Annotated in this window: 6 protein-coding genes, 1 tRNA gene and 1 pseudogene; 2 read left to right on the top strand and 6 right to left on the bottom strand. The window is 54.8% G+C overall.

Annotated elements, in window-relative coordinates; all coding sequences use genetic code 11:
- The 3 genes and pseudogenes from Q0J75_RS08775 to fabG form a co-directional block, all read right to left on the bottom strand.
- Positions 1–92 (bottom strand): annotated as a pseudogene (locus Q0J75_RS08775) (branched-chain amino acid ABC transporter permease); the annotation flags it as partial.
- Between the two features lie 188 nt (positions 93–280).
- Entirely contained in the window at positions 281–1,498 is a 1,218-nt protein-coding gene (locus tag Q0J75_RS08770) for an ABC transporter substrate-binding protein (protein ID WP_297199757.1), read from the bottom strand.
- A gap of 142 nt (positions 1,499–1,640) precedes the next feature.
- Positions 1,641–2,366, bottom strand: a complete 726-nt coding sequence (gene fabG, locus Q0J75_RS08765) for an elongation factor P 5-aminopentanone reductase (RefSeq protein WP_297199764.1) — start codon at positions 2,364–2,366, stop codon at positions 1,641–1,643.
- A gap of 142 nt (positions 2,367–2,508) precedes the next feature.
- Between fabG and Q0J75_RS08760 the strand changes: the two genes are divergently transcribed.
- Positions 2,509–2,584, top strand: a tRNA-Val gene (locus tag Q0J75_RS08760).
- A gap of 214 nt (positions 2,585–2,798) precedes the next feature.
- On the opposite strand, the gene Q0J75_RS08755 is transcribed toward Q0J75_RS08760, so the two are convergent.
- From Q0J75_RS08755 to Q0J75_RS08745, 3 genes are all read right to left on the bottom strand, one after another.
- Positions 2,799–7,940, bottom strand: coding sequence for an S-layer homology domain-containing protein (locus Q0J75_RS08755; RefSeq protein WP_297199754.1), 5,142 nt, complete (start codon positions 7,938–7,940; stop codon positions 2,799–2,801).
- 252 nt (positions 7,941–8,192) lie between these two features.
- A complete protein-coding gene (locus tag Q0J75_RS08750) occupies positions 8,193–10,667 on the bottom strand; it encodes a discoidin domain-containing protein (protein WP_297199751.1) in 2,475 nt (824 codons plus the stop codon).
- Between the two features lie 40 nt (positions 10,668–10,707).
- Positions 10,708–11,847 carry a peptidylprolyl isomerase gene (locus tag Q0J75_RS08745; protein ID WP_297199747.1) on the bottom strand — a complete coding sequence of 380 codons (1,140 nt, stop codon included), beginning with the start codon at positions 11,845–11,847 and terminating at the stop codon, positions 10,708–10,710.
- Between the two features lie 499 nt (positions 11,848–12,346).
- On the opposite strand from Q0J75_RS08745, the gene Q0J75_RS08740 reads away from it, so the two are divergent.
- Positions 12,347–13,207 carry an AraC family transcriptional regulator gene (locus Q0J75_RS08740; RefSeq protein ID WP_297199744.1) on the top strand — a complete coding sequence of 287 codons (861 nt, stop codon included), beginning with the start codon at positions 12,347–12,349 and terminating at the stop codon, positions 13,205–13,207.
- Positions 13,208–13,317: the final 110 nt, after the last annotated feature.

Here is a 13,317-nt window from a genome sequence, read left to right as displayed (position 1 = left end):
GCGATGCCGTATACCATGGTGTAGCCCAGGGCGATGATGGCGTAGACGCTGCCCAGGCTGATTCCGGTGATGAGATTGTTGAGGAAGCTCAAACCATTCACCTCTCTACTTTTTTCTCTGTTCCATGTATGGCAGAAACACAGGCCCTCTCCGGAGCCGCCCATGTTTCCACCATACATCCAAATGGGATGATACGGGGAAAAGCGGGCTGCCGGGTCCCCCCGGCAACCCGCTTCTGGGTTCCTGTCAAGCGGTCGTATTCCGATGCGCTTTTTCCTGATTACTGAGTGACGTACTGGCCGCCCTCAACCTTGACCACCACAGGGGCCTTGGAGACCTCGCCGTTGGTGGACCAGGTCATACCGGTACCGGTCAGGCCGTCCACGCTGAAGTCAGCGGAGGTGAACTGGGCGATGAGGGCCTCGCAGACCTCCTCGGCGCTCATGTCGGCGGTAACACCGGCGGCGGTGCAGGCCTCGTAGATGGCATACATGCAGTCGTAGCCGTCAGCGGCGAACTGGTTGGGAATACCGCCGTAAGCAGTCTCATACTCGCTGACGAAATTCACGGTGCGCTCATCCTCGCCCCAGGCGTTGAAGGGGGTCATGAGCATCAGGCCCTCGGCCAGGGTGGTGTCGAAGCCCTTCAGATCCAGGATACCGTCCATACCGTCGCAGCCGAAGAAGGTGGGCTCATAGCCCATGCTCTTGGCCTGGTTCAGGATCAGGGAAGCGGGGGTGTAGTAGATGGGCATGAACACCAGGTCGGCGCCGGCGTCCTTGGCGGCGTTCAGCTGTACGTTGAAGTCAGTGTTGCTGTCGTCGGGGAAGGTCTGGACAGTGACGATCTCCAGGCCGATCTCGTCGGCGGTGGTCTGGAAGGCGTTGTAGATGCCGGTGGAGTAGGCGTCGCCGTTGTTGTAGATGACGGCAATCTTGGTGCCCAGGTTGTTGTCCTTAATATAGTTGGCGGCGGTGATGCCCTGGTTGGGGTCGGTGAAGCACACCTGGAACACGTTGTCCCGGCCGCTGGTCACGTCAGTGGAAGAGGCGGAGGGGGTGAGCTGGAAGTAGCGGTCGCTGTTGGTCTCGGCGGCCACAGCCACGCAGGGGATGGTGGTGGTGCAGCCGTAGATGATCTGAGCGCCGTCATCCTTCAGCTTGCCATAGGCGTTGATGGCCTTCTCGCTGTCGCCCTCGTCGTCCTGGAAGTCCAGGGAGAACTGCAGGCCGCCCAGAGCGTTGATCTCATTGATGGCAACCTCAGCGCCCTGCTTGGTGGCCAGGCCGTACACAGCGTTGGAGCCGGTCAGGGGGCCGATGCCGCCGATCTTGATGGTGCCCTCGGTGGAACCGCCGGAGGTGTTGCCGCTGGTGGTCTCATTGCCGCCGGCAGGGGTGTTGGCGGAACCGTTCTGGTCGTTGCCGCCGCAGCCGGCCAGCATGGAGAAGCTGAGAGCACCCGCCAGCGCAAGAGACAGGATGCTAGACTTTTTCATTTCATATTCCTCCTTTTCGAAGTTGTTGACAATTATATGCGTGTCGCCCGAAATTGTCAACCTCAAAAACGCACAATGGGCGCCTGCGCACAGGCGCCCATTGTGTGAATCATGAACAATTTATGAACACAGGCGGACAAATTCAGATAATCAGTCCGCCGTTGGGAGCCAAAACCTGTCCGGTAAAAAAACCGGCGGCATCGGAAGCCAGATACCACAGGGTCTCGGCCACATCCTCCGGCCGTCCGATCCGCTCCAGGGGGGTCTCCTCCGCCAGGGCGGCCAAATCCTCCGGGCTCAGGTTGGCGTTCATTTCGGTGTCAATGACTCCCGGTGAAACACAGTTTACCGTGATGCCAGAGGGCCCAACCTCCTTGGCCAGCGCCTTGGTAAGGCCTATCACAGCGGCCTTTGCGGCGGAATAGGCCACCTCGCAGGACCCGCCCACCTGTCCCCACATGGAGGACAGCGTTAAAATCCGCCCCGCCTTTCGGTGAATGAAATGGGGCAGGGCCGCCCGGATGGTATAGAACATACCGTCCACGTTGACGGCAAACATCCGCCGCCAATCCTCATCGGTCAAATCGCCAAATAATTTTTGCTGCGCGATCCCGGCGTTGCATATCAGAATGTCAAGTTGACAAAATTTCTCCAACACATTGTCAACCATTTTTGCCGCCTGGCCGGAGTCGGACACATCGGCCTGGACCGCCCAACCGCCGGTCTCCACCGCCAGGGCCTCCGCCTGTGCTTTGGAATGGCAGTAGTTGATGACCACCTTGTCTCCCCCGGCGGCAAACCGCCGGGCCGCCGCCGCACCGATCCCCCGGCTGCCGCCGGTAATGAGTACCACCCGTCCTCCCATTATCCTTCCCCCTTTTCCTTGCTTCTGATTGAATCGCAAGGATATGATATAGTGAAGTATAGCAGGCCGGACCGGCGATGAAAAGAAAAATTTAAAAAACGGTTGACAAGTCTCTTTGTTTTCGCTATAATAGTCCATGCTGTTCGGACGATTAGCTCAGCTGGTAGAGCATCCGCTTGACGTGCGGGAGGTCACAGGTTCAAGTCCTGTATCGTCCACCATGTAAACCCTTGAAACCAAATGGTTTCAAGGGTTTTTCTTTTTTCCGCACAAGAATTTCCCTTATTTTTCCCTTGTTGCATTGTTGGCATTCAACAGGAAGATCCAATCGTACTCCTCCCAGAGCAACCGGCCGGAACTCACATTTTTGCCGGTGGGCGGACAACCATGGTTGTCCGCCCACCGGCTTTTTTGGTTGGGAGTATCCCTATTTCGTTATTGTACGCCGCCCTCTATGAAACGCATCAGGATGGTGGCTACCTGAGCACGGCTGGCCTGGCCCTGAGGATTCAGGGTGTTGTTTCCCACACCGGAAATCAGCCCCTCCTGAATGGCCCAGACCATGGCCTGGGTGGCCCAGCTGCTGACAGAATCTCCGTCTGCAAAGCCGTTGAGATTCCCGCTCACAGTGGGCGTATTGGCATAGCGGTAGAGCATCAGGGCCAGCTGCTCCCGTGTCAGGCCCTGCTCCATGTTTGTGCCGTCGGATATCCCTTCCGCAATGGCCCACTTCTGTCCGGCCTCATACCATGCAGAACCGGTGGAGGTATCCACGCCCTCCATGCGGGCCAGCACCGTGACTATCATCCCACGGGTCATGGCCGTCTCCGGCGAGAAGGTGCTGGGACCTGTACCTCCAAGCAGTTCCCGGCTGGAAGCAAAGTCTATCGCCTGCGCCCCCCAATGGCTGTCCGGCACATCGGAGAAGTACTTGCTGTTGTCCACAATCTTTACGCGCTGGCCATCGGTCAGGGTGACCGCCACCCCGTTTTCTGTGGTGATGGAGGTCTTGATGACCTCCTCTGTGCCGTCCTCCTTGACCAGCACCGCTACGGTGCCGGACGTGGCCCCGTCCACAGGAATCTCCACCGCTACCGAGCCGCTGTCAGGCAGCTGCACCGTAATGGTGGGGGCGCTGTCCCAGTTGCCGGCGTTGGGCACATCAGGCACAGGCAGGGTTACATTCTCCCCCTTCTCCTGCGCACGGTCCACCGCCTGCTCCGGCACCTTGACCTCAAGCTCCCATGCGCCGTTCTTATCCACCTTGCTGACAGAGGAGGCACCGTCGGACCGGGTAATGGTCGTGGTAGAGCTGCCGTCCGGCTTTGTCTCCACCACCGTCTTGCTGCCGTCCTGATATACGGTGGTTTCGGTAACGGCGCCATTCGGCTTTGTTACGGTCGTGGTGGTGGAACCGTCCGGGTTGGTTGTGATCTCGGTCTGGCTGCCGCTGCTGGAGCCACCAGAGCTGCTGCCGCTGCCGCTGGAATCACCGCCACCGGTTTCTTGCCAACCCGCATAGAGCGTCAGGTTGCTTACAATGGGCATGTTGAAATCAAATCTCCAAGTACACGCCGCATCCAGGTACCAGCCGGTAAAGAGATACCCGTTGCGGATGGGGGCCGGAGGCTGCATGGCAAAGCCATTCTCCTCTACCGTCTGCGGGGCTACCGTCGTGCCGCCGTTGCTCACAAAGGTGACGGTATAGCGCTGAACCGCCTGGGCATTTACCATAATGGCAAAATCCTGGGTGTAGTTTACGCCGGGCGCCACGCCGTTTACAACGGTTGCAGTAATCACCGTCATACCGGGATTGACAGCCATCAGCACGCCATTCCGAATCTCCGCACCGGTGCCGCCGTCTTCCTTTACGCTCCAGATAATCTGGCGGTTGGTTGCGTTGCTGGGTACCACATTGCCGCTCAGAGGCAGCGCTTTCCCCGCCTCCACCGCAGACGGTACGCCGGTGATATTTGTGACTGCCACAAACGCAGGGGCGCTGGGTTCAAATTCCGCTGTAACAACAACCGAGTAGCCGGGCATGAAGAAGCTGTCGTTGACAATAGGAACGATGGTTGTATCGTTGCCGATCTGATAGACCTTGAGGGAGTTGGCCTTCGCCTGATAGCCGGTGTCGGGAATCAGGGACACATGAACAAGCTCCCCTTCCACGGCGCTGCTCTTATCGAGCAAAATGGTACCGTGCGCCACAGTGTCAGCGCTGATGATATAGGTTCCCTCTGCCGCAACGGCAACGGTTACGGTATAGGTCTGCTGGCTTCCGTCCTCCGCTGTCACGGTATAGACAACGGGAACGCTGAAGTTCTGCGCCACACCGCTTGCAGGGAAAACACTGGCTCCTTCACTTACCGTAATGGCAGGCGTCAGCGATGTGATGTCTGTGCCGTGCGGAACCGTCACTTCGATTTGTGTCCCTATGATCCTGCTGGTTCCATTGGGAACTGCAAAGGAGAGTATCCTCTTTTCCGCGCTCTTTGCAGCAATCAGGATAGAAAGTTCCTTGCTGGCGCTGCCTGTGCTGTTGGTTGCTGTAACCGTAAAGGTGGCCGTACCGGCAACGGCAGGCGTACCGCTGATGACGCCGCTTGCTCCGTCCAGCGCCAAGCCGGCAGGCAGGCTGCCGGAGGTGATGCTCCAGCTGACAGGGGTATCGCTGGTTGCTGTCAGCTGATCGAAATAGGCTTCGTTTTGCTTGCCATCTTTCAATGTGGTGGTGGTAATGACAGGGGCGTTTGTCTGTGCCACGCCATCGGCGGTAATTACCACGTCGCCGGTAACCGCCGCAAGGCTGATGGTCCCGCTGGATTTATCGTAGGTATATTCTTGCCCGCTGGTCAGGACAACGCCTCCCATTGTGACCTGGATTTGCTCTGGCAGGCTATACTGATCGGCCGGAGTCAACGTAACCTGTAGGGGCTGATTTTCCGTTGCCGAGCTGGGCTGACCATCTGCGGTCAGATTGGTCAGCTGATAGCTGACCGTATAGAGGGTGGGATTGTCGCTCACACTTGTATAGGTAACAACCATAGGGGCCAGGATATCGGCGCTTGCTATTGTTCCACCCTTGTTTTGTACTTCAAAGCGGATCATGTCCCCTGCTGCAACCTGTATATTGTCTTGGTTGAAGTTGACAGGACCGCTGCCGCCGCTGACCTGCTGTTGGGCCACCAGAGGTTTGCCGTTTTTGGTCAGCGAGGCCCAGATCGTCCCGGTGTTTCCCGCCCCGCTGTTGACGATGGCATCCAGCCCCGTGATGGAGATCACTCCATCACGGGGAGCGCGGAAGCCCAGCGCATGGCCAAACCCGTTCCGGCTGCTTATTTCATCCACGATCTTAATATTGGTAGGATTACCGCCGCTGTTTGCCCCTATAAAGGCCCACTGGTTGCTGGAAAGGCCTTCCCAGCCCTTCCAGTCAGCGCGCCAGCTGGTCAGATCTATATAGGCTGTATTCTCCTCCTGCGAAGAAATCCGCTGCTGGGCAAACCAGACCTCGCCCTGCTGTCCATCTTCCGTCTTAATGTTCTCCAAAATCGAGTAGGGGCCAACCTGGATGGAAAGCGTATTCTGGGTTGCCGCATCTTCCGCCGTAATCTGAAGGGTCATACCCGACGTAAGAACCACGTTCCGGTCCTGCTCCACACCATTGTACATCACCTTTGCAGAAGCGCCCCAGCTCAGCTCCAGGGCATCCAGGAGGTGCTTGACCTGGGCCAGATCGGGCACGTGAATACTGCCGCTTTGCCGCTCAAAGGGAGAGAACAAAATGTCCGCCTGTGTGTTCATGGCGACCGTGTATACCTCTTGGCTGCCATCACCTTTTCCAACAATCACTTTGCTGCCGCCCGGTACCTTTGTGCTCCCTGTCAGAGGCTGGCCTGCTGCATCCGTCAGCGTCAAGGACCACCCTCCAGGAACAATCAGATTGTTCAGGACAGTTTCAGCCGTATCTCCATTTACGTTAGAGATGGTAAAATTCTGGATCTGATATTTGTCAGAACCAAGCCCTGTCAACTTGGTGTACTGATGGGCGCCCACGTCCGGCGTGACCCCCTGGATGGAATTGCCGAAGAAATCCTGGTCTGCATATACGCCCTGACCGGCCATCTCAAAGAGGAATGCAGGGGTCTCTACCTTTGTGCCCGCACCAATGGCGCGGGAGCCGTCTTGCAGCTTGTACCCGTCCAGCGTATTCAGCGCGTTCCCCTGGGCGTTGCCGGTCCCGCCCTTTCCGGGATCGACCATCAGGGATGCTCCCTCTGCCGCGCTCATCTGGATGTTATTTGTACCGGCGGGCACATTGTTGTAGTTTACAAAGATGTTGTTTGCATAGCCGCAGGTCCCGGTGCGCCAGTCTTCATTCCGGGGCGTGCTGCCGGCATAATAGATGATGTTGTTCTTGACATCCAGCGCGCCGTAGTTGCCGGAGTTGGTGTACACAAAGGGTACGTTTTCCTTGATATAGAAGGTGTTGTTGTAGATGTTGGCGTTGGGGCTGGTGGCCGCTACGATAATGCCGGTGCTGTCGTTCTGGCTGATATTGTAGCGGAAGACGCTGTTGTAGGCGTGCTGAAGGCAGATCATGAAGCAGCCGCCCTCGTTATCGTGGCTGTAGTTGTACTGATAGACGGTCCCGTCGCCCCAGTCGGCATCCCAGGCCTGTCCGTCGCCGTTCCAGCCGCCGTCGTTGTGGGTATTATAGACCTCGTTGTACTGGAACACCGCGTCTTTGCACTTCCAGGGCCACACACTGGCCGCCACACATCCGAAAGGCTTGTCTCCATTGGTGCCCTCACCCTTATAGTCGCGGGCATTGATCTGGCTGGCCGCGCCGTTTGCCACGTTATACTCCACAATGGGCCGGTAGCAATACATCGTGGTAATGGCATCTCCGCCCACATCCTCCAGGTAGTTGTTGCGAATGACCACGTTGGTCATGCCATAGGTCTGGGCTGCTTCATTGGAGATAGTGGAGTCGGGAAATTTCGCATGGTACGCCGTATAGGCCATGGCAATGCCCCAGCGGTTGACGCTTTTCAGGTAGCAGTCTTCAATGAGAACATCGTTGTAACGGGCAATGCCGGTGGACGACTCGCTTTGGGGCTTAAAGACGGTAAAGTAGATGCCGCCGTTGTTCATGTGCTTGTCCTGTACATTGCCCTCTACGTCCTGGATGTCCAGGCCCTTCAGGTAGATGTGGTCCAGCGTGCCGCCGTTCTGGGCCACCACCGCCACGCCGGTGCGGTTCATCATACTGCGGCTGTTGTACGAAACATCGATATCCAGGTTGCGGTTGGTCATGGCAATGTTGTTGATCTCGATGTACTCGCAGTCGTACAGCAAAATGGACGAGGACACATAGCCCCGGTAGACATGCTTGGCATTGTCCAGTGCCGTGCCGTAGTCCTGATACCAGATACCCTGCCCGTTGGTGTTGATTACAGGCAGGCCCGCGCCAGTGTCGCCGTAAGCGTCGATTACGATCGGCGCATCCGGGGTACCCTTGACCTGGCGCAGGTGCAGAAATTCATTGTAAAAATTGGAACCCCGCTCCAAGAGCACCCGGTCTCCAGGTTGAAGGTTGATTTTGCTCAATGCGGCCAGGCTATACAGAGCCTCCGCTTCGCTTCTGCCGCTGTTGCGGTCATTTCCATCCAAGGTACTGACATAGTACGTATTTCCCGTTGCCTGTGGCAGAACATCTCCTTCGGCACGCGCTGTTATCGGAGGAAATACAACGCTGAACAAAACCGCTGCACACACTGCCAACGAGCATAGACGCCGTTTGATCATCAATGCCACCCTCCTTTATTGCCCTATTATCCGGCCCAGGTAAATCTCGGCGGCGGATATAAATGTGAGTGCCCCGTCGCTGGCAGTCGTTACACCAGTCAATCTGACATATCGCGCCTGTACGGGAGAAAATGTCACCATCTTTGTGGTGTTGTCTTTGGCCCACATGCCTGTAACGGAAGGAATGGTACTCCAATCAGAGCCATTCTTGCTGAATTCAATCTTATAATCCAAAATCAGACCGTTCACCTGAGACTGACGGGGAACATACTGGAGCGCAGACACGGTTTGGATTTGCTTCATATCAATAGAAATCCATGCATCCTCTTGTTTGCAGCCGTCCCAGTCGCTGTGCCACAGGGTGTCCAATTTGCCGTCCAGCACTTTTTCCGCCCCTTCGCCGCTTTGGGCGCTTCCGGCGGTAGCCGTCCAGTCTGTGCGCTCATAGTACTCCGGCTCCAGATAAAGGGTATACTGCTTCTGGGTATCTGCAAGCGACAGGGTCAAAATATCGCCGCTTTGAATGATTTGTGCGTTTTCCACCGGTGCGCCCTGGCGCGTTACCTGTACGGTGGCTGTGCTGGTATACTGAACCTTTGTCAAAAACTGCTTTACCGTAGTATTCTTTGGAATCCCGTTTACAGAATTGCCGCTATCCTGCTCCACGATCTGATACACGCTGGAGACCAAAAGCAGCTCGCTGCCCTCGTTGGCAAGGTCGCTTTCAAAGGCGCCAATGTCCGGCTTTAGACCAATTGGATTGCCAAAGAAATCCTGGTCTGCATGCACGCCCTGACTGGTCATCTCAAAGAGGAACGCAGGCGTTTGAACCATTGTGCCTGCATTGATGGCGCGGGAGCCATCTTGCAGCTTGTATCCATCCAGCGTATTCAGCGCGTTCCCCTGGGCGTTGCCGGTCCCACCCTTTCCGGGATCGACCATCAGGGATGCTCCCTCTGCCGCGCTCATCTGGATGTTATTTGTACCGGCGGGCACATTGTTGTAGTTTACAAAGATGTTGTTTGCATAGCCGCAGGTCCCGGTGCGCCAGTCTTCATTCCGGGGCGTGCTGCCGGCATAATAGATGATGTTGTTCTTGACATCCAGCGCGCCGTAGTTGCCGGAGTTGGTGTACACAAAGGGTACGTTTTCCTTGATATAGAAGGTGTTGTTGTAGATGTTGGCGTTGGGGCTGGTGGCCGCTACGATAATGCCGGTGCTGTCGTTCTGGCTGATATTGTAGCGGAAGACGCTGTTGTAGGCGTGCTGAAGGCAGATCATGAAGCAGCCGCCCTCGTTATCATGGCTGTAGTTGTACTGATAGACAGTCCCGTCGCCCCAGTCGGCATCCCAGGCCTGTCCGTCGCCGTTCCAGCCGCCATCGTTGTGGGTATTATAGACCTCGTTGTACTGGAACACCGCGTCTTTGCACTTCCAGGGCCAGACACTGGCCGCCACGCATCCGAAAGGCTTGTCTCCACTGGTGCCCTCGCCCTTGTAGTCTTGAGCATTGATCTGGCTGGCCGCGCCGTTTGCCACGTTATACTCCACAATGGGCCGGTAGCAGTACATCGTGGTGATGGCGTCTCCGCCCACATCCTCCAGGTAGTTGTTGCGAATGACCACGTTGGTCATGCCGTAGGTCTGGGCTGCTTCATTGGAGATGGTGGAGTCGGGAAATTTCGCATGGTACGCCGTATAGGCCATGGCAATGCCCCAGCGGTTGACGCTTTTCAGGTAGCAGTCTTCAATGAGAACATCGTTGTAACGGGCAATGCCGGTGGACGACTCGCTTTGGGGCTTAAAGACGGTAAAGTAGATGCCGCCGTTGTTCATGTGCTTGTCCTGTACATTGCCCTCTACGTCCTGGATGTCCAGGCCCTTCAGGTAGATGTGGTCCAGCGTGCCGCCGTTCTGGGCCACCACCGCCACGCCGGTGCGGTTCATCATACTGCGGCTGTTGTACGAAACATCGATATCCAGGTTGCGGTTGGTCATGGCAATGTTGTTGATCTCGATGTACTCGCAGTCGTACAGCAAAATGGACGAGGACACATAGCCCCGGTAGACATGCTTGGCATTGTCCAGTGCCGTGCCGTAGTCCTGATACCAGATACCCTGCCCGTTGGTGTTGATTACAGGCAGGCCCGCGCCAGTGTCGCCGTAAGCGTCGATTACGATCGGCGCATCCGGGGTACCCTTGACCTGGCGCAGATGGAGAAATTCATTGTTGAAAATAGATCCCCGCTCCAGATACACTTTATCGCCTGCTTGAAGCGTAATATTCTTTTCTTCCAGCATATTCAGCGATGCCCACGCCTGCTCCTGGCTTGTTCCGCTGTTGTTGTTATCGCCATGGAGCGTACTGAAGTAATAGGCAGTTCCCCCGCCGCCCGCGGCGCTGGCCTGAATGGGAAGCCAAGACAGCGCGCCTACCGTGGCTGCCATCCCAATCAGAAGGATCCATACAGTTAACCATCGTTTTTTCATTGCTTCTTTCCCCCGTTTCATTCGTAAAGTGGTTGATCCGTTATTTTTCATGCATCCCCTCCATCTCTTGCACGATAAATGTTTCAAGTTCGGACAGATCCGCCTCTACGGTAAGCGAGCCGGCGGTCTGTTGAAGCAAAGTTTCATAGCTTTCTTTCCGCATCTGACTCAATATCACGCTCTGGACCTGTTCAAAGGACTGATAGTCATATTCCACACGGTCGGTACACTGGATGAGAAACAAATAACCATTGAGTTCGATCAGACCGGTGTCTTCTCCCGGCTGAAGGTCCCATCCCAACTCCATTACATCCCCAATCGCCTGGCTATAGGAAGCCACCTGATCTGAGAGGATATCCACATGGGTCAGATAGGGGGTGAGGGCGCTGTAGGCCGCCGCCTGCTGCTGCAAGTCCTCTCCTTGACCGATTTCCTGGGCCAGCTGGGCCGCCTGTGTCTGAATCGTCTGCTTCTGGCTGTCGTCCACCTGGTTCAGATCCACTTTCAGATAAGTAAACGATACATCGTCGTATTTCTGATACTGGTCGAGATGCGCCTGATAATACTCATACAATTGGGATTGACTGATATCCATACCGGGACAGGCTGCATCGGAGCAGTATTGCGAAGCGATCCAATCCGTTTCATAGGAGAGATAGGTCTGCAGGGTATATGATTGCAGCCCATAGATATGCTCTCCTGCCTCCAGTTTGGCGCTGCGCTGGGCATTCTCCGCTTCCATGCGCTCCGTCACGCCGCCCAGGCCGCCATCCAGGCCAAAGCCGCACGATTGGGCCAGTTGGTAGGCGGCGGCCAATTCCTGCAACTCCTGCATCGTCTGTTCCAAAAGCGCCCGGGCAGGGGTTTTTCCATCCACTTCTGTACGCCAGAATGAGGCCTGGGCGGTAGAAAGCCCCTGGCTTGTGTACATGGAGACAACATCAGAGCGGTTTTGCTGCATCACCAGGCAAAACACATCTGTGGGGACGGTTTGTCCACCGATTTTCAGTGAGACAGCGGATGGAACCGTTTTTTTGAACAGAAATAGAAACGCAATCGCACAAATTGTCAGCCCAATCACACCAATAAGCCCCCATCGCATGGCTGCGCGGGGGTTGCGTTTTGGGTATGGGTGCTGATGGGAATGTGCTGTTTTTTTCTTTTTGTGGGGCTTGCCCATAAGTCACCTCATGCTCCTGTTGTCATGCAGCCACTGGCTTTGGGGTGCAAAACTGCAATGAAACAGCATTTTTTGTTAAAATTAAGTATAAATCTATTTCCATTATATTTCTTATTCAATTCTGAACAAAACAAAAGGTTTTTATATAATTTTGCATTCAGACATTTTTTCTAACTATCCGCAAAAATTTGACGCGATATTTTGTATATTTTGCCCAAAACATTTTAAATGTTGGGCTGCTTTACATATGGTACATTTCTGTATGGGACTACCAATCCATTCTGAGACATCTGATTCAACAAATTACAGGTCTTCCCCCACAGCAATCTTATGATATTTGCGAATAGCACTTGCATCTTTGTCAGGAAAAAGCTAAGATAAAAACGGTATTTTTTATATTTTTTTGCTCCAACGTCAACATACCTTTGATTCCCACTCCACACCCGGAAAAAGGCCGCTGCCGGTCATATACCGTTTTTGGACAGGAGATGTTTTGCTTGTGGACAGCAATCTGACCCAGGCGATTGTTTTAAACAACGCCATTGCACAACAATTTCCACCCCATTACCGCTTTGATACCCACTTTCACCGCTCTGTGGAGCTGCTCCTTTGTAAAAGCGGAACCATCTCCTTTGCCATTCAGGGCAGTGAGCACATTTTAAGACCCGGACAGTACATTGTCGTTTTTCCCAATGTTCCCCATGATACCGCCGCTCCCGATGATACATCCGCTCAGGCCCTGCATATCCATTTTCACATGAAATCAGCTTCTTCCCTTTATGAACGGCAGCGCCCGGATGGAGAGCAGCCTTTTCTGATGGAGTTAATGCTCAACCGGCGGCCCTTTTTTCAGGCAACCTGCTCTGCCCAGCTCCGGGCCTGTCTGGAATGTATTTTTGATGAATTTCATTTCCCCGGCCAAAACAGTGACCGCCTCATGCTGCTGTATTGTGAGCAGCTGCTCCTGTTGCTGAGCCGTGATCTTCTGGCACAATGTAAGGCAAACTCGGATTTGTACGAAAACAGCTATCTGATGGACGCCATTTTATATATTAACCAGCACTGTTCGGAAAAGCTGGTGGTGGGACAAATTGCAAAGTATGTGGGTGTTTCCCCACGCTATTTGACAAAACTATTTCAAAAATACCTGGATCTGAGCATCTCAAGCTATATAACATTCATCCGCATCAGCAAGTCCATTGATTATAAATGCAGCAATCCCAGTGCCCCCATGGCAGAAATCGCCACGGAATTTGGCTTTTCCAGCCAACAGCATTTTTCCAAGGCATTCAAAGATACCATGGGGATTACACCCAGAAATTATTTTTTGGAGAGAGTAAATGGCGACAAGTTCCGTTAACCACAGGGACACTCTGGGTATACCGCACATCGTTCCAACGATCATGATGAACCATCGGACCTTGTTTCAAGCAGAGGACTGGTTGACAAAGATAAAACATGGGCTGAGGA

Source organism: uncultured Flavonifractor sp. (genome assembly GCF_944385615.1).
In the GTDB taxonomy this organism is placed as follows: domain Bacteria; phylum Bacillota; class Clostridia; order Oscillospirales; family Oscillospiraceae; genus Flavonifractor.
This window is presented reverse-complemented; position numbering and strand designations above follow the sequence as displayed.

Bases quoted from the DNA above. Each gene is read 5' to 3' on its own strand.
- Q0J75_RS08750 (WP_297199751.1), bottom strand. From the start codon at position 10,667: ATGAAAAAACGATGGTTAACTGTATGGATCCTTCTGATTGGGATGGCA.
- Q0J75_RS08745 (WP_297199747.1), bottom strand. From the start codon at position 11,847: ATGGGCAAGCCCCACAAAAAGAAAAAAACAGCACATTCCCATCAGCAC.
- Q0J75_RS08770 (WP_297199757.1), bottom strand. From the start codon at position 1,498: ATGAAAAAGTCTAGCATCCTGTCTCTTGCGCTGGCGGGTGCTCTCAGC.